The following is a 21,449-nucleotide window of genomic DNA, read 5'->3' as shown; positions in this document are numbered from 1 at the left end:
GTGTCACTCCTTGGGTGCGGCATCCGGGCCGCTCTCGCTGGCGGCGTCGGTCTTGCCCGCGCCACTGAACATGTACTTGCCGACGAGCTGGATCAGGTCGACGGCAGGTTGCGTGAGGTAGATCTCGTCACCGGGCTTGAGTGCGTCGGGCGCTCCGCCCGGCGTCAGGCCCACGTAACTTTCGCCGAGCAGGCCGTTGGTGAAGATGCCGGCGGCGGTGTCGGACGGCAGCTCCTTGTATTTCCCGTCGATGGAGAGCGTCACGACGGCATCGAATTTTGTGGGGTCCAGCTGAATGTCGGCCACCCGGCCCACGTTCACCCCGCCGATCTTCACTGGCGCATTCGGGCGCAACGCGCCGATCGCAGTGAAACGCGCTTTGATCGGATACGTGTCGCCATTGCCGCCCCAGCGGCCGTTGGTCGACGCGAACGCGAGCGTGAGCAGCGTGGCGAGCGCGAGCAGCAGGAAGGCGCCGACGGCGAATTCGATTCGTGGACTGCGCATGGATTGGGCTTCCGACGTTACGTGGCGCGCACGGCGCCGGATTCAAGGGGAGCAGGCGACCGCTTATCGAAACAGCAGCGCCGACAGCACGAAATTGAACATGAGCACCAGCAGCGAGGCATTGACCACGGCGCGCGTGGTCGCGAGCGAGGTGCCTTCGATGGTGGGTTCGGCGTGATAGCCGACGAACGCCGCGACCCACGCCGCGAGCGCACCGAACACCGTCGCCTTCTCCAGCGCGACGAGGAAATCGCCGTGGAAGTCGACCGCGTCGCGCATCACCTGCCAGAACGGGCCGGCTTCGAGGCCGATCACGTGCACCGCCTCGAAATAGCTGGCGACAATGCCGGCCGCGCAGAAGAAACCGGTGAGCAGCGGCACGCTCAGCACCGCCGCCCAGAAGCGTGGCGCGACCGCCTTGCCGACGGGGTCGATGCCCATCAGGCCGAGCGCGGTGATCTGGTCGGTGGCGCGCATCAGCCCGAGTTCGGCGGCGATCGAACTGCCGGCGCGGCCGATGAATAGCAGTGCGGTCAGCACCGGCGCGAGTTCGCGGTACATGCCGAGGCCGAGCAGCGCGCTGACCTGGTTCGCCGCGCCGTACGTCGTCAGCGCCTTGTAGCCGAGCAGCGTCAGCGACAGGCCGACGAAGGCGCCGCCGACCAAAATGATCGGCAGCGAACGCGCACCGATCTTGTAGACCTCGCGCACGAGTTCGCGCAGGAAGTCGGCGGTCGGCCGGCTCGCGCGCAGCACCGAGAACGAGAAGATCCCGGCCTGGCCGAGCGTGCGGATCGTCGTCGCGAGCATCAGGCGGCGGCTCCCGCCGCGCGCGGCGCGGCATCGAAGGCAATCGGGCCATCCGGCGCGCCGCGCAGGAACTGCTGCACGAACGGATCGTTGGACTGTTCGAGTTCCGCAGGCGTGCCGGCGAACACAATGCGGCCGTTGGCGATGACGAGCGCGCGGTCGGCGACCGGCAGCGTCTCGTGCACGTGGTGCGTGACCACGATCGACGTCAGGCCCAGCGTGTCGTTGAGGCGGCGCACCAGCGACATGACGACGCCTGACGCGATCGGGTCGAGGCCGGTCAGCGGTTCGTCGTAGATCATCAGCGGCGGATCGAGCGCGAGCGCGCGCGCCAGCGCGACGCGGCGCGCCATGCCACCGGAGAGCTCGCGCGGATACGCGTCGGCAGCGGCGCGCAGGCCGACCGCATGCAGTTTCATCTCGACGAGGCGACGGATGATCGCGTCGGGCAGGTCGGTATGCGTGCGCAGCGGCAGTGCGACGTTGTCGGCGACGGTCAGGTCGGTGAGCAGGCCGTTGCCCTGCAGCATCACGCCGATGCCGCGGCGTAGCTCGAGCAGTGCGCGGCCGCCGGTCGGCATCGGCCGGCCCAGCACCTCGACGGTGCCCGCGGCCGGCGCGAGTTCGCCGGTGAGCGCCGACAGCAGCGTCGACTTGCCGCAGCCCGACGGGCCGAGCACGGCGACGACCTCGCCGGGCGCGACCTCGAGGTTCACGTCGTGCAGGATCGTGCGTTCGCCGCGCGCGAGGCGCAGCCCGCGAAGGGCGACGATGGGCGAAGACTGGGTCATGGGGTCGGTCACGTGCACGCGCGCACGAAGGCGGCGCGAAGGCTACGGGCGCGCGGCTGAACAGGCCGGGAGTGCGCAGATTGTCGCAGGGCGGGCGCGGCCGCACCAATGCGGGCGGAACGGCGCGTCCCGCGTTCATCGGCAGACGCCGAATCTCCCGGCGCGTTGAGCCGCGCGTCGCACGGGTTGCGACGTCCTGCGGCAAGATGACGCGCATGGCCGCGGCCTCCGATTTCCGCCTGTACCACTCGAATTCGCTGGAAATCCTCGCCGGGCTGATGGCCGAGGAGCTCCGGCGGCCAGCGGCTGGGCAGGCCTTGCTGGCGCCGGACATCGTGGTGATCCCGCAGCCGTCGATGCGCCGCTGGCTGCAGGCGACGCTTGCGCAGGCGCACGGCATCGCCGCGAACATCGTCTTCCTGACCCCCGGCGAGCTGGTCGCGCAGATCCTCGATGCCAACGTCGATGGCGGCGCGGACGATCTCGACGCGGACGCCCTGCGCTGGCGCCTGTACGCGCTGCTGCAGGACGACCGCACGATGCGCGACCCGGTGCTGCGCCCGCTGCGCAGCTACCTGTCGCCGGAGGTGGGCGAGGTCGACGCGCTGAAGGCGTGGTCGCTGGCCGGCGCACTCGCCACCACCTTCGACCGCTACCAGGCGTGGCGCCGCGACTGGTTGCTTGCCTGGGACGCCGGCGAATCGCCGCGTGATCCGCAGGCCGCGCTGTGGCGTCGCCTCGGCGCCGATCGGCCGCATCGCGCGCGTCGCGTCCAGCGCTACCTCGAACGTTTCGGCGTCGACGGCGACGAAACGCCCGTCGGCCTGCCGCCGCGCCTGTTCGTGTTCGCCACGCTCAACGTCTCGCCCGACACGCTGCGCGTGATCGCCAGCGCCGCGCGCGTCGGGCCGTTGCACTTCTATCTGCCGTCGCCGGTCGCCGCGTACTGGGGCGACGTGCGCACGCTGCCGCATCGCCTGGAACTCGGCGACGCCGCCGCATTCGGCGACGTGCTCGACACCGACGACAACCCGCTGCTGCAGGCCTGGGGTGCGTCGGGCCGCGATTTCATGGCGGTGCTCGGCGGCTACGAGACCGTGCATCCCTCGTTCGACCTGCCGGCCTACGACGATCCGGAAGCGCGCGGCTTCGATGCGTCGAGCGAAACGCTGCTCGCGCGGATGAAGCGCGACCTGCTGCATCGTCGCCCCGTGCCGGCGACGCCGTGGCGCGCGACGCTCGACGTCACCGATCCGAGCCTGCAGGTGCACGCCGCGCCGACGCCGCTGCGCGAGGTGCAGGTGCTGCACGACCAGCTGCGCGCGCTACTGGAAGACCCGCGCTTCGATCCGCCGCTGGAGCCGCGCGACATCGCCGTGCTCGCGCCGGACATCGATCCCTACCTGCCGTACATCGAAGCCGTGTTCGGCGGCGTGCACGGTCGCACCGATTTCATTCCGTACACCGTCGCCGACGCGAGTCCGCTGGCCGACGAACCGCTCGCCGAAGTGTTCTCGCGCCTGCTCGCGTTGCCGACGTCGCGCCTGGGCCTGCACGAAGTGCTCGACCTGCTCGCGACGCCGGCGATCGCGCAGCATGCAGGCCTCGATCCTGCATCGCTCGATCGCCTGCGCGACTGGCTGCAGGCCGCGGGTGCGTGCTGGGGTCTCGACGGCACGCATCGCGCGAAGCATGGCGCGCCGGACGATGCAATCTACACCTGGCAGTTCGCACTCGATCGCCTGTTGATCGGCCACGCGACCGGGTCGGACGCGCTGCTCGGCGACGTCGCCGGATTTCCCGAACTCGAAGGCGGCGACCTCGCCGCGCTGGACACGCTGATCGGCCTGGTGCGCGTGCTCACGCGCTACGAGCGCGTGCTGTCGAACGCGATGACGGCCGAGCAATGGCGCGAACGCCTGCTCGCATTGCTCGCCGCGGTGCTGCCCGAACGCCCGCGCGACGTCGGCGATGAACGCGCGCTCGATCGCCTGCGCACGCTGATCGATGAATTCGCCGACGCCGCGCAGCGCGCGCAGCTCGCGACGCCGATCGAACCGGAGGTCGTGCGCGCGCATTTCGACGCAAAACTCGCCGAGGCCGACACGCGCGCGCCATTGATGGGCGGCGGCGTCAGCTTCGGCCGCATGGTGCCGATGCGCCTGCTGCCGTTCCGCGCGATCTGCATCCTCGGCCTCAACGACGGCGATTTCCCGCGTCGCGATCCCGGCGGCGGCCTCGACCAGCGCCTGCGCGAACTCGAAGGCCCGCATCGGCGTCGCGGCGACCGCACGCTGCGCGACGACGACCGCTTCATGTTCCTGCAGTTGCTCGCGTCTGCGAACGACATCTTCTACCTGAGCTATCTCGGCGCCGATCCGCACGACGGCAGCGCGCGCGAGCCGTCGGTGCTCGTGCACGAACTGCTCGACGTCGCCGCCGGCTATCACGCGAATCCCGGCGAGACGCGTAAGCGCCTCGTCGTGCGTCATCCGTTGCAGCCGTTCTGCGCGGAGGCGTTTGGCGTGGACGGCGACGGTATCGAGCCGCGGCGCTTCAGTTATCGCGGCGAATGGCAGCAGGCCGCACGCACGTCGCCGTTGCGACGTCGCGAGCTGCCGCCGTGGGTCGGTGCGCCGTTGCCGCCGCCGGAGCCGGCATCGCGCGAGGTCGCGCTCACCGAGCTCGCCGCGTTCCTGCGCAGCCCACCCGACGCGTTCCTCCGCCAGCGCCTGCAACTGCGCCTGCCCGATGCCGGCGCACCGCTGATCGACGTCGAACCGCTGGTGCTCGAACATCGCGCGGCCGACCGGCTGCGCGAAGCGGTGTTCGACGCGCAGGTGACGGGCCGCACGCACCAGCTCGCGCGCCGGCTGCGCGCGCAGGGCCTGCTACCGGCGGGCGTGTACGGCCAGCGCGTACTCGACGAGGTTGTCGATGAAGTGCGTCCGTTCGCGGACCTGTTCACCGGCTGGCGCGGCGATGCGGGTGCCGATGATGTCGGCGTCGACCTGGAACTCGATGCGTTGCGCCTGCACGGGCGGCTGCGCGAGGTGCATCCGCATGGCGTCGCGCGCTTGCGCTTCGGCGAATTGAACGGCCCGGCGCAGATCGCGCACGGGCTCGACTGGCTCGCGGCGTGCGCGCTCGAGCGCGCGCTGCCGCTGATGCAGTTCGCGGTGCACGACGGGCGCGTCGCCGTCGTCGAACGCGCGCCGGTGCCCGCGGCGCAGGCGCGAAAGATCCTGTCGATGCTGCTCGCGCTGCGCGACGCCGGGCTCGCCGAGCCGCTGCCGTTCGGCGCGTATGCAGGCTGGGCCTGGTACGACGGCCAGGACGATCGTGCATGGAAAGCCGCGCGCGAGCGCTGGCTCAACGTGCGCGGCTGGGCCGAAGGCGGTACGCCCGCGGTGCAGCTGGTGCTGCGCGGTCGTGATCCTTTCGCGCGCGAGGATGCCGCCGCGCAGTTCCAGGCGCTCGCGCGTCGCGTGTTCGACGCCGTGCTGCATGCGCGCGCGGAGATCGACGCATGAGCATCGTCGAGCTGCCGCCGCCCGCGCTCGATACGCACGACGAGGTCGACGCGTTCCTGGAGATGCCGCTCACCGGCGTACGCCTGATCGAGGCGAGTGCCGGCACGGGCAAGACGTTCACGCTGGCGACGATCGTCACGCGGCTCATCGTCGAGCGTGGACTGCGCATCGGCCAGATCCTCGCGGTGACGTTCACGGAAGCCGCGACGCAGGAACTGCGCGAACGCCTGCGGCGTCGACTGCAACTGCTGGCGCGTGTCGCCGCGGGCGCGGTCGTCGACGGCGATGCATCGGAGATCGCGCTCTGCCGCATGCTGATCGAACGCCAGCAGCGCGTGGAAGATCCGGCCGCGCTGCGTCGTCGCCTGCAGGAGGCCGCCGCCGAGATCGACGCCGCCGCGGTGCACACCATCCACGGCTTCTGCACGCGCGTGCTCGCCGACCACGCACTCGAGACGGGTGCGTCGTTCCACGATGCGGGCACGCCTGGCGACGACCGCCTCCTGCTCGACACCGTCGCGCACGATCTCTGGCGAACGCTCGCGGCGAATGCGGACGATGCCGATCTGCTCGCCACGTGGTGGACCTCACCGGAGGCACTGGCGGCCGACCTCGGCGAGCTGGTGCGCGCGGTCGCGCTGCGGCCGGACGCGCCCGAGATCGGTGAGTCGCCGCTGCCTGCACTCAGCGCCGCTGCGCACGCGTTGCGCGAGGCGTGGCAGTCGCGCGGCGGCGACGTGCGTGCGGCGATCGACGCCGCGCTCGCCGGCAAGGTGCTGAGCGCGACCAGTTACAAAGCGCCGACGCTCACCGCGCTGTACGACGCGATGGCCGCATGGCGCGACGGCGCCGCGGCGCCCGCGAAGATCGAGTTGCTCTCGACCGCCAAGCTCGCCGCGTGCACGAACAAGGGCAAGGACCCGCAGCGCCCGCAATCGCCGCTGTTCGCGCGTGTCGACACCTACCTCGCGCGGCTCGCCGACCACGACGCCTGGATCGACGCGCGCCGTATCGCCCTGCTGCATCGCGTGCGCACGCTGGCCGTGCGTCGCCTCGCCCAGGTCAAGCGCCAGCTGCGCGCGCGCAGCTTCGACGACCTCATCGACGATGTCGCGCGCGCACTCGACGGCCACCACGGCCGAACGCTCACCGCGCAGCTGCGCCGCCAGTACCACGCCGCGCTCGTCGACGAATTCCAGGACACCGACCCGCGCCAGTGGTCCATCTTCCGTCGCGTTTTCGCCGACGAAGGCGCGAGCGCACCGCTGCTGCTCGACGACGAGGTGCGCGCCGCGCCGTTCCTCGCGCTGATCGGCGACCCCAAGCAGGCGATCTACGGCTTCCGCGGTGGCGACGTGCACACCTACCTGCGCGCTCGCGACGTCGCGCAGCCGGCGCCGTCGCTGCTGCGCAACTTCCGGTCGCGGCCGTGCGTACTGCGCGCGATCGATCGCCTCTACGCCAACGCCGGTGAAGGCGCATTCGTCGACGCGCGCATCCGCTTCCAGCGCGTCGAAGCCGGCGGTCGTCGTGCGGATGATGCTTGCCTGCGCGACGGCGTTCCGGCGCCTGCGCTCGTCGTGCATCGCCTGCCGACGACGCCGGACGGCAAGGCGCTCGACGCCGATGCATCGCGGCGCGAGGCCACCACCGCCTGCGCACTGGCCATCCACGATGCACTGGCACGCGGCGCCGACGGCGCGTTCACCGTCGACGGTCGCGCGGTCGAGCCCGGCGACATCGCGGTTCTCGTCCGCAAGCACGACGAGGCGCTGCGCATGCAGCGCGCGCTTGCGTCGCTCGGCATTCCCGCGGTCACCGCCGGGCGCACCAGCCTGTTCGCGACCGCGCAGGCGATGGAGCTGCTCGCGATCTTCGACGCGCTGCTCGCGCCGGCCGACGTGCCGCGGCTCAACGCCGCGCTCGCGACCGTGCTGCTGGGCTTCGACGCGGCGCGCATCGACGCGCTGGCGCGCGACGACGTCGCCCGTGCGCGCGAACTTGCGCGTGCACTCACATGGCGGGAACGGTGGCTGCGTTCCGGCCCGCTCGCGCTGGTCAACGAACTCTGCGCCGCGAACGCGCCGCGTCTGCTCGAACTGGTCGACGGCGAGCGTCGGCTGTCGGATTTCATGCAGCTCGGCGAGGCGCTGCAGGATGCCGCGCAACGCGCGATCGGCCCGCAGGGCCTGGTCGACTGGCTGCGCGCGCGCATCGCGGGCGCCGACGAACGCGATCCCGAGCAGCAGCTTCGGCTCGAATCCGACGCGCGCCGCGTGCAGATCCTCACCGTGCACAAGAGCAAGGGCCTCGAGTTTCCGCTGGTGTTCCTGCCGTTCGCCGCGATCGGCAGCCAAACGAAATCGCCGCGCTGGTGCAGCGTGCACGACGGCGACACGCGTGTGCTCGACGTGCAACCCGACGACGCCTGCAAGCAGCGATGGCGCGAGGACGACGCGGCCGAGGACGCGCGCCTGCTGTACGTCGCGCTGACCCGCGCCGAGCACGCGCTCTGGCTCTGCACCGGGCCCCTTTACGCGCACACGTCGACGCCGCTCGCGAAGCTGCTCGGTGAGGTCGACGCGCTCGCCTGCGCCGACATCGTGATCGACGATCGCGTTCGCGAGCCGGTCGAACGCCGCGCCCTTCGCATCGAGGCACCGACGCAGCCGGCGCGCGCGCGCACGGCCAAGCGCCTGCTCACGCGCGACTGGTCGATCTATTCTTTCAGCGCCCTCGCGCGCCTCGGCAGTGGCAGCGTCGAAACGCTGCTGCCGCGCGGCGAGCGCGAGGACGTCGCCGACGAACCGCTGGTGCCGGGCGCGCCGCTCGACGTCGCAGCGGAACTCGTCGCTGCGGTCGCGACCGATCCACGCTTCGGCGGCGCGCGCTTCGGCGACGTCGTGCACGCCGCGTTCGAGACGGTCGACTTCGCCGCCTGGCGCGACTGGCGTGACGGTGCGCCGCCGGCAGGCCAGCAGCCTGCGCTGGTCGCGGCCTTCCGCGGCGAAGGCTACTCGCAGACGGACACCGACGACGGCCTTCCGCTGCTCGCTGCGTTGGTTGGCCACACACTCACCGTCGCGATGCCCGAGGGCGCGCGCCTGTGCGATGTACCGGACGCGGCGCGCCGCGCCGAAATGGAATTCCACTTCGCGCTCGATCGCGTCGGCGTCGATGCGCTGCTCTCGACCGTGCAGGCGCACGGGCTGCTCACCGCGCGCGAAGGCTTCGGCGCGCGTCGCACGCTCGACGGCCTGATGACCGGCAAGATCGACCTGATCTACGCGCACGACGGCCAGTACTTCGTGCTCGACTACAAGACCAATCGCCTGCCGGACTACGCGCCGGCGACGCTCGCGCGCGCCATGCACGAAGGCGAGTACACGCTGCAGGCGGCGATCTACACGCTTGCGCTGCATCGCTGGCTGCGGTTCCGCCTCGGCGCAGCATACGACTACGAACGCGACATCGGCGGCATCCGTTACGTGTTCTGTCGCGGCGTCGATGCGCGTCGCGCGCCGTCGCCGGGCATCCATGCCGATCGCCTGCCGTTCGCGCTGGTCGACGCGCTCGATCGCTTGTTCGGAGGGGCCGCATGAGCCTGCTCGACGCGCTCCAGCGCAGCGGCACGTTGCGCCCGATCGATCTCGCACTCGCGCATGCGTTGCAGCGGGTTGATGACGCCGTGGCGGAGCCGGTGCTGGTCGCCGCGGCGCTGGCGTCGTATGCGGTGGCGCAGGGGCATGCGGCGTTCGACATCGCGGCGGCGCAGGAGCTTGTCGAAGCGCCCATCGAATGGCCCGACGGCGCGGCATGGCGCGAGGCCTTTGACGCCTGCGCGTGGATCGCGCGGCCTAACGCCGATGCCGAGAGCGATGGCGCATCGCCGCTCGTGGTCGAAGACGGCCGCGTCTACCTGCGCCGCTACCGCGAATACGAACGCCGTCTCGCATTGGCGCTGATGCGTCTCTGCGATGCGCCGGTTCCCGCGATGCACGCGGACGTCGACGCGATGCACGCACGGCTGTTTCCAGGTCGCGACGAAGGCGATGCGCAGGCGGCCGCGGCGCGACGCGCGCTCGACGCGCCCGTGCTGCTCGTCACCGGCGGCCCCGGCACCGGCAAGACCACCACCATTGCGCGCGTGCTCGTGCTGCTCGCCGCGCAGGCGCGCGTGAACGCGCTGCCGATGCCGCGCATCGCACTCGCCGCGCCGACCGGTCGCGCCGCCGATCGCATGGCGGGCAGCGTGCGTCGCATCGCCGACGAGCTGCGCGATGCGGGCATCGATGGCGAGTTGTGCAGTGCGTTGCCGACCAGCGCCTCCACGCTGCATCGCCTGCTCGGTCTCGTACCCGGTCAGACACGCGCGCGCTTCGATGCGAAGCAACCGCTCAAGTTCGACGTGCTGGTCGTCGACGAAGCCTCGATGGTCGACCTGCCGCTGATGTGCAAGCTCGCCGAAGCGTTGCCGCCCGGTGCGCGCCTGCTGCTGCTCGGCGATCGCGATCAGCTGCCGTCGGTGGAGGCGGGCGACGTGCTCGCCGCGCTTGCGGATGCCTGCGACGCCACGCCGTCGTCGCGCGCGCCGCTCGCGGGGCGCCGCGCGCATCTCGATCGCGGCTATCGCCAGACCGATGCGCTCGCGCTCGAGCCGGTGGCCGACGCCGTGCGGCGTGGCGATGTGGACGCCACGCTCGCCGGCCTGCGCGCCGGCCACGCAGGTGTGCAGTTCCACGAGGACGCGCTCGACCCGTTTGCGCCCGGCCTGCGCGAACCGCTGCTCGCGCATTGGCGCGCATTGCGCGACTGCAGCGACCCACGCGATGCGCTGTCGCGCGTCAACCGCGTGCGCCTGTTGACCGCGCTGCGCGACGGTCCGCAGGGCGCGAACGTGCTGAATGCGCGCATCGAAACCGCGCTCGCCGGAACGCAGCGCGACACCTACTTTCCCGGCCGCTTGCTGATGGTCACCGAGAACAGCGCGCGGCACGGGCTATTCAACGGCGACGTCGGCATCTGCCTGCGCGATGTCGACGGCACGTTGCTCGCCTGGTTCGAAGGCGCCGACGGCTTGCGCGCGTTTCCGCCCGGCGCATTGCCCGCGCACACCGGCGCGTTCGCGATGACCGTGCACAAGGCGCAGGGTTCGGAGTTCGACAGCGTCTGGCTGCAACTGCCGGCGGTCGATACGCGCGTGTTGTCGCGCGAATTGCTCTACACCGGAATCACCCGCGCGCGCAGTGCGTTGCATGTGCTCGGTCCGGCAACGTCGATCGCATCCGCGCTCTCGCGTCATGCACGTCGCGTGTCGGGGCTCGCGCGTCGCCTCGGCGCATAACGACGCGATCCGCTTCGCATCAAGGTCGCGTCAACGCGAACGCACGCGCGTGAGCGTTAAGCGGCCATTGTCGAATTCGTCCGGTTTCTTCACTCGCGTTGTACCCGCCGCTGCCCAGAGTCGGCTCACCGCTGCCGGCCGGTCGCCGGCTTCCCCACGAAGAACAATCGGAGTCCAACGATGAGCGACGTCAAGAAAGACCATAACCTCGGGTCCGGCACGGGTGCCGTTGCAGGCGCCGTCACCGGTGCGGCGATCGGCTCGGCCGCAGGCCCGGTCGGCAGCCTCGTCGGCGCCGTGGCGGGTGGCATCGTGGGCTCGAAGGCCGGTGACTCGATCGCCGAAGCCGTGAACCCGACGACGTACGAGAGCCACTTCAAGGACAACTACACCAAGACCGATTACTACAACAGCTCGCGCGACTGGAACGACTACCAGCCGGCGTACCGCTACGGCTACGAGACCTACGGCAACTACCGCGGCAAGGACTTCGACTCGGTCGAGCCGGAACTGCGTTCGGGCTGGGAAACCTCGAAGGCCGACTCGCGCCTGGCGTGGGACGAAGCCCGCGGCGCCGTGCGTGACGGCTGGCATCACATCGAACGCGCCATCCCGGGCGACGCGGACCGCGATGGGCGTTAAGACGCTGCTTGCGCGGCATTGCCGCGCAGCGTCTTAACGCGCGGCGCGCACTGCGCGCCGCCGGAGTTCGAGCCATTGCCGTCGCGATACGAATCATCGAAACGAAATATTCGTCCTCGCGACCGCCCCCTCGAACGCCCCATCCCGTAGCACCCGCACACCGCCGCACGCGCCACGCGCGACGGTGTGCACCTCCACCGCTGCGATTGCTACCCGCAGCACGAAGGCCGGCGTCCGCGTCGGCCTTCTTCTTTGTTGCGAGCCCGCGGGACGCGGCATTCCGCAGGCCTTGCGCGTCACGCACGGCCGCTCGGGTACGATGCGCGCGTTCACGAGCAGGAATGCGCCATGGCCGACATCGAAAAGCCCTCCCGCGAAGAAGCCGAAGCGGCGGTCCGCACGCTGCTGCGCTGGGCGGGCGACGATCCGGATCGCGAGGGCCTGCTCGATACGCCGCGTCGCGTGGTCAAGGCCTATGGCGACTGGTTCAGCGGCTACGACAGCTGCCCGCGGACCTACCTCGAGCGCACGTTCGAGGAAGTCGCCGGCTACGACGAGATGGTCGTGCTGCGCGACATCGAGTTCGAAAGCCATTGCGAACACCACATGGCGCCCATCATCGGTCGCGCGCACGTCGGCTACCTGCCGAACGGCAAGGTCGTCGGCATCAGCAAGCTCGCGCGCGTGGTCGAGAGCTTCGCCCGCCGCTTCCAGGTGCAGGAGAAGATGACCGCGCAGATCGCCGAGGTCATCGATCGCGTGCTGCAGCCCAAGGGCGTCGCCGTCGTCGTGGAAGCCACGCACGAATGCATGACCACGCGCGGCGTCCACAAGCGCGGCGTGAGCATGGCGACGTCGACCATGCTTGGCGCGTTCCGCGACGACGCGCGCACCCGAGCCGAGTTCCTGCAGTTCATCCGTAGCGGCGCGTCGCACCGCTGACGTCGCCGCGGGGCTCCGGTCGCCGCTGAGCCCGCCCGCACCCCGCGTTCACCGCCGGCCGTGTGCACTGGCGCTCCCCATCGGAGCGCGCCATGGACGATCGACCGCCATCCGAGCAGAAGACCGTGCCGACCGCCGGCGAGACGGCGCGCGACATCCGGCGTCGGCAGCCGGATCCGTCACTCGATCGCGAGGCCTTTCGCGAACGCTTCCGCGCGATGTTCGACGACCCGGCGTTCGAGAAGGACTCCGACGCCTTCGCGCGCTTCGAAGCCATCGCCTGGGACGGTTTCCACGAGTACCGCAAATCCCCGCGCACCGCGAAGGCGGGGCCCGGGTTCGCCGATCCCGACTACGACCTGTCCACCGAATGGCGTGCGACCCGCGATGAACTGCTGGAAATCGGGCGCACGCAACGCGACCCGTCGACACCGCGCCGCATCCTGCTGATCTGCGCATCCCCCCGCAGCGAGCACACGTGCCCCGGCGAGACGTCGAAGACGTGGCGTCTGCTCGAGGCCACGCGCGACGTCGTGCGCGATGCGGGCTTCGATGTCGACGTGCTCGAACTCAACCGCCTCACGTCCGAGTACGGCAAGCGCATCTTTCCGTGCAAGGGCTGCGTGTCGACCGCCATGCCGCTCTGCCACTGGCCGTGCTCGTGTTATCCGAACCACGCAATGGCGCAGGCGCCGGACTGGATGGGCGACATCTACAAGCTGTGGATGGCGGCGCACGGCGTGGTCATCGTCACACCGGTGCATTGGAACCAGATGCCGACGGTGCTGAAGCTGATGGTCGACCGCCTGGTCTGCGCCGATGGCGGCAATCCCGATCCGACGCGCACGCAGGGCAAGCAGCCCGCGCTGGCCAAGCAGATCGAACTCGACGGCTGGGACTATCCGAAGCACCTCGCCGGCCGCGCCTACGGGCTCATCGTGCACGGCGACGCGGAAGGCACGAAGGGCGTGCGCCATGCGCTGTCGGACTGGCTGGGCGCGATGGGCCTCGTCGACGCGGGTTCGGCGTCGCAGCTCGATCGCTACATCGGCTACTACGAACCGTATGCGACCAGCCATCGTGCGCTGGATGCGGACGAAGCGGTCGTCGAGGAAGCGCGCAACGTCGCGCGTGCGGTGGTGAGGCGCGTGCTCCAGTTGCGCGACGGCATCGACGAAGCCGACACCGGCCTCGAATCGCCACGCATGAAGTGAGACTCAGCGCGCAGCGATGATCGCGTCGGCCACGCGATCGATGTCAGCCTCGTCGATATGCAGGTGTGGCGCGAGGCGGAACACGCGGTCGCGTTCGATGCAGACCACGCCCGCTGCGGCAAACGATGCCCGGACGGCGTCGACGCGATCGTGCGCGGGCGCCAGGCCGAGCAGATGCGGCGACGAGGGTTCGACGCACCAGGACGCGATGCCGACGTCCGCGAGGCGCTGCTTCAATCGCTCCAGCAACGCGCCGAGTCGCGTTGAAATCGCCCGCGGCGTCCACGCGAGCACGTCGTCCAGCCCCGCGCTCGCGATCGCAAGGCGCAACGGGTCGGCGATCTCGCCGCCGTCGAACCGACGCGCACCGGTGCGGTACGGCGGGGCGTGTTCGCTGTCGAAGCGCCACGCCTGCGCGGGTGAGCGGCCCTGCCAATGCTGTTCTAGCGGGACGAGGCGTTCGCGCCACTCGGGCGACACCCAGAACGCGCAATGGCCCTTGTGCCCCAGCCACCACTTGTAGCCGACGCTCATCGCGAACGCGGGCGTCCAGCGCTCGACGTCGCACGGCAGCACGCCGAGGCTCTGGCTCAGATCGAGCACGACCGGCACGCCGCGCGCCTTCGCCGCCATCGCGACGCGGTCGAGATCGAGCAGGCGGCCATCGCGCCAGTGCGAATTCGACAGCACGAGCACCGAGGGCGAACCGAGTTCGATGAGGTCGAGAAACCCCTGCGTCGCGTTGTCGCGCGGTACCGCATGCAGGCGGGCGCCGGTCGCGATGCAGCGCGCCTGCCACGGCAGCAAGGCCGAGGGAAATTCGCCGTCGACGATACCGACGACGTCATCCGCCTGCAGCGGCCAGCCCGACGCCACGGTCGACATGGCGTGCGCGATCGACGGGACGATCGCGACGGCGTCCGGATCGGGTGAGAGGTCGATGCGGAACAGCTGCGACGCCTGGGTGCGCAGGTGCTCGACGTCGGCCTCCCAGTCGGCGAACGACAGCCGCCACGGCGCGGCCTGTTCGTCCCAGGCGCGGCGCAGCGCGGCGTCGACGCGGCGGGTTCGCGGCGCGTTCGAGGCGGTATCGAGGTAGATCGCGCCTTCGGGGATCAGGAAGGCGTCGCGGACGTCGGAGGGCAGGCTCATGCGCCTACTTTAGATGCGCGGCGAGGCGGGCACCGTCGCGGTCGCCTGCTCGTCACCCGGCCGTCGCGATGGCTTCGTAGGCTTTCCGGATGGGAACGCCGACCGACCTGTCGCCTGCCGCCCGGCAGGCCGCCGGAGTCTGCACCGCCGATGCGCTGGCGGCGCGCTACCGGAGCGTGCGCGAGCGCAGCATCGAGCTGGCGTCGCCGGTGTCGGCCGAGGACGCGATGGTGCAGTCGATGCCCGACGCGAGTCCGACCAAGTGGCACCTCGCGCATACGACCTGGTTCTTCGAGACCTTCGTGCTGGCGACGCTGCCCGGCTATCGCGTCGTCGACGAGGCGTGGCAGGTGCTGTTCAACAGCTACTACCAGAGCGTCGGCCCGCAGCACTCGCGGCCGATGCGTGGCGTGCTGTCGCGGCCGTCGCTCGCGCAGGTGCTCGACTACCGCGCACGCGTCGACGCCCGCATCGCCGACGCGTTCGCGCGCGACGAGTTGGACGTCGCGCTGCGCCAGCGCATCGAGCTCGGGCTGCACCATGAGCAGCAACACCAGGAATTGCTGCTCACTGACATCCTGCATGCGTTCTCGTGCAACCCGCTGCGGCCGGCGTATCGCGACGATCTTCCGGTGTCGCACACCGCGGCCGGCGCGCAGGACTGGCGACGTTTCGACGAGGCGATCGTCGACATCGGCATCGATCGCTGGCCCGAGCAGCCGGCGTTCGCGTTCGACCTCGAATCGCCGCGTCACCGCGCCCTCGTCGGCGCGTTCGCGATCGCGACGCGCCCGGTGACGTGCGGCGAGTACCGTGACTTCATCCGCGACGGCGGCTATCGCACGTCCACGCTGTGGCTCAGCGAAGGCTGGGCGGCCGTGCAGGCCAACGACTGGCAGCGCCCGGCGTACTGGCGCGACGACGAGCGCGCGTTCGGCCTCGGCGGCGTGCGTGCGATCGACGACAGCGCGCCGGTGTCGCAACTGAGCTATTACGAAGCCGACGCGTTCGCGCGCTGGGCCGACGCGCGCCTGCCGACCGAATTCGAATGGGAACGTGCCGCGCAGGGGGTCGAGGTCGACGGTAACTTCGTCGAATCCGGTCGCCTGCAACCCGCCGGTGATGCGCGCGACGGCTTGCGCCAGATGTTCGGCGACGTCTGGGAATGGACGTCGTCGTCGTTCCTGCCGTATCCGGGCTTCCGCCCGTGGGACGGCGCGCTCGGCGAATACAACGGCAAGTTCATGGTCGGCCAGCAGGTGTTGCGCGGCGGCAGCTGCGCGAGCCCGCGGGACCACCTGCGTGCCAGCTATCGCAACTTCTTCCCGCCGCACGCGCGCTGGCAATTCAGCGGACTGCGCCTCGCGAAGGATCTCGCATGAACCTCCTCGATACCCGTCTGCATCGCCTGGCATTCGCACCGACGCTGCTCGACCTCTCGCCGACACCGGACGACCTGCACGGCGACGTGCTCGCCGGCCTGTCGTCGGCCCCGAAGACGCTGTCGTCGAAATACTTCTACGACGAGCGCGGTTCGCAGCTGTTCGAGGCGATCACGCGCCAGCCGGAATACGACCTCACGCGCACCGAAATCGCGCTGTTGCAGCACGTGATGCCACAAGTTCGCGACGCGGTCGGCAGCGATGCGCACGTCGTCGAATACGGCAGCGGCAGCGGACGCAAGACGCAGCTGCTGCTCGCGGGGCTCGATTCTCCGGTCGCGTACACGCCGGTCGAGATCTCGCGCGAGATGCTGCTCGACGCCACGCATCGACTCGCGACGGCATTTCCCGAGGTGCAGATGCTGCCGGTCTGCGCCGATTTCACCAAGCCCGTGCCCGTGCCGCCATCGCTGATGCCCGCGGCACGTTCGCTGGTGTTCTTCCCCGGTTCGACGCTGGGGAATTTCGACGATGCGCAATCGCTCGACCTTCTTCGCGCGATGCGCGAAACCATGGGCGACGACGGCGCTGCGCTGATCGGCCTGGATCTCGTCAAGGATGTCGCGGAGATGGAGGCCGCGTACAACGATGCGGCCGGCGTCACCGCCGAATTCACGCTCAACCTGCTCGCGCGGCTCAACCGCGAGCTCGATGCGGACTTCGACCTCGAGGCGTTCGCGCATCGCGCGGTGTGGTCGCCGGACAACAGCCGCATCGAAACCGCGATCGTGAGCCGTCGCGCGCAGGTGGTGCGCGTCGTGGGCCGTCGCTTCGCGTTCGATGCGGATGAAGCCATCCACGTCGAGATTTCGCACAAGTACACCGACGCCTATTTCGATGAACTCGCACGTCGTGCGGGGCTGCGCGTCGTGCGTCGCTGGAACGCGCCGGCCGACCGCTTTGGCCTGCGCCTGCTCGAGGTGGCATGAACGAACCGAACGATGTCCTCGACTGCCTGATCATCGGCGCGGGCCCCGGCGGGCTCACTGCAGCGACGTATCTGGTGCGCTACCACCGGCGCATCCTCGTGGTCGATGCCGGCAAGAGCCGCGCGCGATGGATTCCGACCAGTCACAACTGCCCCGGCTTCCCGCGCGGCGTCGCGGGCACCACGTTGCTGCAGCAGCAACGCACGCAGGCCGAAGGCTACGGTGCGACCATCGAGGACGGTTGCATCGTGCAACTGCGTCGCGACGGCGATGCGTTCGAAGCGACGGCGGCCGACGGTCGCCGCTGGCGCGCGCATTACGTGATCCTCGCGACCGGCATCGTCGACGTGATGCCGCCGCTGGACGACCTCGAGAACGCGGTCGCCGCCGGCGCCGTGCGGCTGTGCCCCGTCTGCGACGGCTACGAAGCCAGCGACTGCCGCGTCGCCGTGTACGGGCCGGTCGATTCGACCGTCAGCCATGCGCTGTTCCTGCGCACCTTCTCCGACGAGGTCACCGTGATCGCAAGTGACGATGCCGCCGGCGATGAGGAGGCACTCGACGCTGCGCGTCGCGCGGGCATTGCGGTGCAGCCGATGCCCGCCAAGCTCGCGTTCGACGGCAGCAAGAGCGTCGTGCGCTTCGACGACGGGCACGACGAAGCGTTCGACACGCTGTACCCAACGCTCGGCAGCACGCCGAACAACGACCTGGCCGTGCAGCTCGGACTGGAACTCGACGACTGCGGCGAGATCGTCGTCGGCGAGGACCAGCAGACCAGCGTCGACGGCGTGTACGCGGTCGGCGACGTGGTGAGTGCGCTCAACCAGATCGCCGTCGCCGTCGGCCACGCCGCGATTGCGGCGACGAAGATCCACAACCGGCTGCCGCGCAACTGGCGCGAGCGGCCGGAGCTGCAGGCGGAGACTGCGCAGGATCTTCCGTCGCCGCCGGGGACGATCGCCGCGGCCACGCCGAAGGCCTCGCGCGTCTGATAGCAGGACAGGTGCCGACCGCCAGGTCGGCCATGGTGGTCGCACTGCGGATCAGCGAAAAGGAGGGAGCGATGTCCAGCGCAATGAAGAAGCATCCGGTCGTCGGTCTGGTGGCGTGGCTGGTGGTCACGTTCATCGCGGCGGCCGTCGGTGCCGCGGCATCGGTCGATGCCGCGCCGTTCTATGCCTCGCTCGTGCGGCCCAGCTGGGCGCCGCCGTCGAGCGTGTTCGGCCCGGTGTGGACACTGCTGTACACGCTGATGGGTGTCGCCGCCTGGTGGGCGTGGCGACACGGCGCATCGCGTCGACTGCTCGTGCTGTACGTCGTGCAGCTGGTCGTGAACGCGCTCTGGAGCTGGCTGTTCTTCGCCTGGCATCGCGGCGCGCTTGCGGTCGTCGATATCGTCCTGCTGGCGTGCCTGATCGTGGCCACCCTCGTCGGCTTCTGGCGCGTCCGGCCGCTGTCGGGCGTGCTGCTGCTGCCTTATCTCGCGTGGGTCACGTTTGCGTCCGCGCTGAGCTGGGCGGTCTGGCAGCTCAATCCCGGCGTGCTCGGCGCTTAGCGCAGGCGTCGTGCGCCAGCGCTAGACTGCGCGGACCTTTCCGACCCGAACCGCCGTGGACGCCCAACCGTCGCCCGCGCGCCGCGCCGCGCTCGCCTTCATCTTCGTCACCGTGCTGATCGACGTGCTGTCGTTCGGGCTGATCATTCCCGTGCTGCCGCGACTCGTGAAGCAGCTCAGCGGCGGCGACCTCGAACACGCGGCCTATTGGGTCGGTCTCTTCAGCATGGTGTTCGCGGCGGTGCAGTTCCTGTCGTCGCCGATCCAGGGTGCGTTGTCGGATCGTTTCGGGCGTCGTCCCGTGATCCTGATCTCGTGCCTCGGCCTCGGGCTCGACTTCGTCTTCATGGCGCTCGCGCCGTCGCTCGCGTGGCTGATGGTCGGCCGCATCATTTCGGCGATCGCGTCGGCGAGCTTCACCACCGCGAACGCGTACATCGCGGACGTCACGCCGCCGGAGCAGCGCGGCAAGGCGTTCGGCATGATCGGCGCCGCATTCGGCCTCGGCTTCATCATCGGCCCGGTGATCGGCGGGCAGCTCAGCGACGTCAGCCTGCGCGCGCCGTTCTGGTGCGCGGCCTGCCTGTCGCTGATCAACTTCTGTTACGGCGCGTTCGTGTTGCCGGAGTCGCTGTCGCCCGAGAAGCGCGCCAAGCGGTTCGACTGGTCGCAGACGCGTCCGTTCGCGTCGCTGTCGATGATCCGCCGCTATCCGCAGATCACCGACCTGATCGTGATCGTGCTGCTCGCGGCGTCGACGCACTACGTCTACCAGAGCACCTTCGTGCTCTACGGCGACGTGCGTTACGGCTGGGGCCCGAAGGGCGTGTCGTATGTGCTCGCGGTGGTCGGCGTGCTGAGCGTGATCGTCAACGCTCTGCTGGTCGGCCGCATGATCAAGCGCTTCGGCGAACAGCGCGCGATGACGATCGGGCTCGCCTGCGGCGTGATCGGTTTTGCGATCTACGGTGCTGCGGCCAAGCCGTGGATGTTCTGGCTCGGCCTGCCGATCAGCGCTCTGTGGGCGGTGTCGCAGCCGGCGGCGCAGGCATTGATGACGCGCGAGGTCGGCCCGGATGCGCAGGGCCGTCTGCAGGGCGCGATCATGAGTCTCGTCAGCCTGATCGGCGTGGTGGCGCCGATGACGTACGCCGGCACGTTCGGTTTCTTCATCGGCAAGAGTGCGCCGGTGCACCTGCCGGGCGCTGCATTTTTCCTCGCGGCGATCGTGCTCAGCGTCGCGTGGATGATCGCCGTGCGCCATGCGCGCCGCCACGCGGCCGCTGCGGAACCCGCTACCGCCTGAACGCGCGCGACCGGTTGGCGCGTCCTTGACGGGGACGTGCCGATGCTCGGTCGTCATGAGTGTCCCCGCTTCCGCCGTCCCCGATGGCGCGCTCGCCGCGCGCCAGGCCGGGCTGGTCTACGTCAGCGATACGTGGCCTGGCATCCGTCGCCACAAGAAGGGCTACGGCTTCAGCTACACCGATGCCGACGGAAAGACCGTGCGCGACGAGACCACGCTTGCGCGCATCCGCTCGCTCGCCATCCCGCCGGCCTACACCGACGTGTGGATCTGTTCCGATCCGGATGGCCACCTGCAGGCGACCGGGCGCGACGCGCGCGGGCGCAAGCAGTACCGCTACCACCCCGACTGGGCGCTGGTGCGTGGCGACGGCAAGTTCGAACGGATCGTCGCATTCGGCGAAGCGCTGCCGAAGCTGCGTCGCCGGCTTTCCAAGGATCTGAAGCTGTCGGGCTTTCCGCGCGACAAGGTGCTGGCGATCGTCGTCTCGGTGATGGCGCGCACGCTGATCCGCGTCGGCAACGACTGCTACGCACGCAGTAATAAATCCTTTGGCCTGACCACGCTGCGCAACCGGCATGTCGGCTTCCTGCGCGGCGGTCGCGCGAAGTTCCAGTTCCGCGGCAAGTCGGGCCTCGACCACGAAATCGTGCTCGACGACGCGCAGCTGGTGAAGCTGGTGAAGTCCTGCCAGCAGCTGCCGGGGCAGTCGCTGTTCCAGTACATCGACGACGACGGGGCGACGCAACCGGTCGGCTCCGCGCAGGTCAACGACTACCTGCGCGATGCGCTCGGCGAGGCGTTCACCGCGAAGGACTTCCGCACCTGGGGCGGCACGCTCACCGCGATCGAGAAGCTCGCCGCGATCGAAGTGCCGGCCGAGGCCAGCGAACGCGAACTCGCGTCGATCGAGAAACAGGTCGCCTCCGAAGTGGCGGACGTGCTCGGCAATACGCCGTCGGTGTGTCGCAAGGCGTACATCGACCCGGCCGTATTCGCCGGTTGGCGCGACGGCCGGCTGCAGCAGATGACGACGGGCGCGCGCAGCGGCCGCAGCTGGGAGCTCGCGGCGCTGCGATTCCTGCGCGATGCGCGACGGCGCGCCGCGGCGGAATCGCGCGCGGCAAAGAAGGCGTTGCGCACGACGCGCCGTCGCACGCGTGCGGCTGCGGAGAATCCGCCGCTGCGAAAGCGCAGCCGGGTGCGCTCGCCGCAGGCGCCGGTCACGCAGGCGGTCGCGGCGCCGTCCGCATAGACATCTCGCTGCGCGCGCGTGCAC

At 70.1% G+C, this 21,449-nt stretch carries 16 protein-coding genes; 12 read left to right on the top strand and 4 right to left on the bottom strand.

Annotated features, from left to right (window positions below; translation table 11 throughout):
• Positions 1 to 3: 3 nt before the first annotated feature.
• The 3 genes from mlaD to EVS83_RS09870 form a co-directional block, all read right to left on the bottom strand.
• Complete coding sequence (mlaD, locus tag EVS83_RS09880) at positions 4 to 507, bottom strand: outer membrane lipid asymmetry maintenance protein MlaD (protein ID WP_133500883.1); 504 nt, start codon at positions 505 to 507, stop codon at positions 4 to 6.
• A gap of 63 nt (positions 508 to 570) precedes the next feature.
• Positions 571 to 1,320 (bottom strand): MlaE family lipid ABC transporter permease subunit, encoded by a 750-nt coding sequence (locus EVS83_RS09875; RefSeq protein ID WP_425456094.1) that lies wholly within the window; start codon positions 1,318 to 1,320, stop codon positions 571 to 573.
• Complete coding sequence (locus tag EVS83_RS09870) at positions 1,317 to 2,108, bottom strand: ABC transporter ATP-binding protein (RefSeq protein ID WP_133500881.1); 792 nt, start codon at positions 2,106 to 2,108, stop codon at positions 1,317 to 1,319. The genes EVS83_RS09875 and EVS83_RS09870 overlap by 4 nt, the downstream gene beginning before the upstream one ends.
• A gap of 215 nt (positions 2,109 to 2,323) precedes the next feature.
• Here EVS83_RS09870 and recC point away from each other — a divergent pair, with 215 nt between their 5' ends.
• The 6 genes from recC to EVS83_RS09840 all read left to right on the top strand — a co-directional run bounded on the left by recC (position 2,324) and on the right by EVS83_RS09840 (position 13,783).
• Positions 2,324 to 5,641 (top strand): exodeoxyribonuclease V subunit gamma, encoded by a 3,318-nt coding sequence (gene recC, locus EVS83_RS09865; protein WP_133500880.1) that lies wholly within the window; start codon positions 2,324 to 2,326, stop codon positions 5,639 to 5,641.
• Positions 5,638 to 9,243, top strand: a complete 3,606-nt coding sequence (locus tag EVS83_RS09860; RefSeq protein WP_133500879.1) for a UvrD-helicase domain-containing protein — start codon at positions 5,638 to 5,640, stop codon at positions 9,241 to 9,243. The genes recC and EVS83_RS09860 overlap by 4 nt, the downstream gene beginning before the upstream one ends.
• On the top strand, positions 9,240 to 10,985 hold the full coding sequence (recD, locus tag EVS83_RS09855) for an exodeoxyribonuclease V subunit alpha (protein ID WP_133500878.1): 1,746 nt from the start codon (positions 9,240 to 9,242) through the stop codon (positions 10,983 to 10,985). The genes EVS83_RS09860 and recD overlap by 4 nt, the downstream gene beginning before the upstream one ends.
• Before the next feature lie 180 nt (positions 10,986 to 11,165).
• Positions 11,166 to 11,627 (top strand): glycine zipper domain-containing protein, encoded by a 462-nt coding sequence (locus EVS83_RS09850; protein WP_133500877.1) that lies wholly within the window; start codon positions 11,166 to 11,168, stop codon positions 11,625 to 11,627.
• Between the two features lie 348 nt (positions 11,628 to 11,975).
• Positions 11,976 to 12,569, top strand: coding sequence for a GTP cyclohydrolase I FolE (gene folE, locus EVS83_RS09845; protein ID WP_133500876.1), 594 nt, complete (start codon positions 11,976 to 11,978; stop codon positions 12,567 to 12,569).
• Between the two features lie 92 nt (positions 12,570 to 12,661).
• Positions 12,662 to 13,783, top strand: a complete 1,122-nt coding sequence (locus EVS83_RS09840; RefSeq protein WP_133500875.1) for a flavodoxin family protein — start codon at positions 12,662 to 12,664, stop codon at positions 13,781 to 13,783.
• Between the two features lie 3 nt (positions 13,784 to 13,786).
• Here the strand turns inward: EVS83_RS09840 and EVS83_RS09835 are convergent, their stop codons facing one another.
• A complete protein-coding gene (locus tag EVS83_RS09835) occupies positions 13,787 to 14,935 on the bottom strand; it encodes an aminotransferase class V-fold PLP-dependent enzyme (RefSeq protein WP_133500874.1) in 1,149 nt (382 codons plus the stop codon).
• A gap of 89 nt (positions 14,936 to 15,024) precedes the next feature.
• Here EVS83_RS09835 and egtB point away from each other — a divergent pair, with 89 nt between their 5' ends.
• From egtB to EVS83_RS09805, 6 genes are all read left to right on the top strand, one after another.
• Complete coding sequence (gene egtB / locus EVS83_RS16080) at positions 15,025 to 16,317, top strand: ergothioneine biosynthesis protein EgtB (RefSeq protein WP_133500873.1); 1,293 nt, start codon at positions 15,025 to 15,027, stop codon at positions 16,315 to 16,317.
• Positions 16,314 to 17,306 carry an L-histidine N(alpha)-methyltransferase gene (egtD, locus tag EVS83_RS09825; protein ID WP_166636868.1) on the top strand — a complete coding sequence of 331 codons (993 nt, stop codon included), beginning with the start codon at positions 16,314 to 16,316 and terminating at the stop codon, positions 17,304 to 17,306. The genes egtB and egtD overlap by 4 nt, the downstream gene beginning before the upstream one ends.
• Positions 17,303 to 18,301 (top strand): NAD(P)/FAD-dependent oxidoreductase, encoded by a 999-nt coding sequence (locus tag EVS83_RS09820; protein WP_133500871.1) that lies wholly within the window; start codon positions 17,303 to 17,305, stop codon positions 18,299 to 18,301. The genes egtD and EVS83_RS09820 overlap by 4 nt, the downstream gene beginning before the upstream one ends.
• A 71-nt stretch (positions 18,302 to 18,372) precedes the next feature.
• Complete coding sequence (locus EVS83_RS09815) at positions 18,373 to 18,864, top strand: TspO/MBR family protein (RefSeq protein WP_133500870.1); 492 nt, start codon at positions 18,373 to 18,375, stop codon at positions 18,862 to 18,864.
• 55 nt (positions 18,865 to 18,919) lie between these two features.
• On the top strand, positions 18,920 to 20,170 hold the full coding sequence (locus tag EVS83_RS09810; protein WP_133500869.1) for a TCR/Tet family MFS transporter: 1,251 nt from the start codon (positions 18,920 to 18,922) through the stop codon (positions 20,168 to 20,170).
• On the top strand, positions 20,127 to 21,425 hold the full coding sequence (locus EVS83_RS09805; RefSeq protein WP_133500868.1) for a DNA topoisomerase IB: 1,299 nt from the start codon (positions 20,127 to 20,129) through the stop codon (positions 21,423 to 21,425). The genes EVS83_RS09810 and EVS83_RS09805 overlap by 44 nt, the downstream gene beginning before the upstream one ends.
• Positions 21,426 to 21,449: the final 24 nt, after the last annotated feature.

It is taken from the genome of Cognatilysobacter terrigena (genome assembly GCF_004361065.1).
Classification (GTDB): domain Bacteria; phylum Pseudomonadota; class Gammaproteobacteria; order Xanthomonadales; family Xanthomonadaceae; genus Cognatilysobacter; species Cognatilysobacter terrigena.
Note: the sequence above shows the minus strand (reverse complement) of the source record. Positions and strands in the feature narration are given on the sequence as shown.

Coding starts and splice junctions, on each gene's coding strand:
- mlaD (WP_133500883.1), bottom strand. CDS start 507: ATGCGCAGTCCACGAATCGAATTCGCCGTCGGCGCCTTCCTGCTGCTC.
- EVS83_RS09870 (WP_133500881.1), bottom strand. CDS start 2,108: ATGACCCAGTCTTCGCCCATCGTCGCCCTTCGCGGGCTGCGCCTCGCG.
- recC (WP_133500880.1), top strand. CDS start 2,324: ATGGCCGCGGCCTCCGATTTCCGCCTGTACCACTCGAATTCGCTGGAA.
- EVS83_RS09860 (WP_133500879.1), top strand. CDS start 5,638: ATGAGCATCGTCGAGCTGCCGCCGCCCGCGCTCGATACGCACGACGAG.
- recD (WP_133500878.1), top strand. CDS start 9,240: ATGAGCCTGCTCGACGCGCTCCAGCGCAGCGGCACGTTGCGCCCGATC.
- EVS83_RS09850 (WP_133500877.1), top strand. CDS start 11,166: ATGAGCGACGTCAAGAAAGACCATAACCTCGGGTCCGGCACGGGTGCC.
- folE (WP_133500876.1), top strand. CDS start 11,976: ATGGCCGACATCGAAAAGCCCTCCCGCGAAGAAGCCGAAGCGGCGGTC.
- EVS83_RS09840 (WP_133500875.1), top strand. CDS start 12,662: ATGGACGATCGACCGCCATCCGAGCAGAAGACCGTGCCGACCGCCGGC.
- EVS83_RS09835 (WP_133500874.1), bottom strand. CDS start 14,935: ATGAGCCTGCCCTCCGACGTCCGCGACGCCTTCCTGATCCCCGAAGGC.
- egtB (WP_133500873.1), top strand. CDS start 15,025: ATGGGAACGCCGACCGACCTGTCGCCTGCCGCCCGGCAGGCCGCCGGA.
- egtD (WP_166636868.1), top strand. CDS start 16,314: ATGAACCTCCTCGATACCCGTCTGCATCGCCTGGCATTCGCACCGACG.
- EVS83_RS09820 (WP_133500871.1), top strand. CDS start 17,303: ATGAACGAACCGAACGATGTCCTCGACTGCCTGATCATCGGCGCGGGC.
- EVS83_RS09815 (WP_133500870.1), top strand. CDS start 18,373: ATGTCCAGCGCAATGAAGAAGCATCCGGTCGTCGGTCTGGTGGCGTGG.
- EVS83_RS09805 (WP_133500868.1), top strand. CDS start 20,127: ATGCGCGCCGCCACGCGGCCGCTGCGGAACCCGCTACCGCCTGAACGC.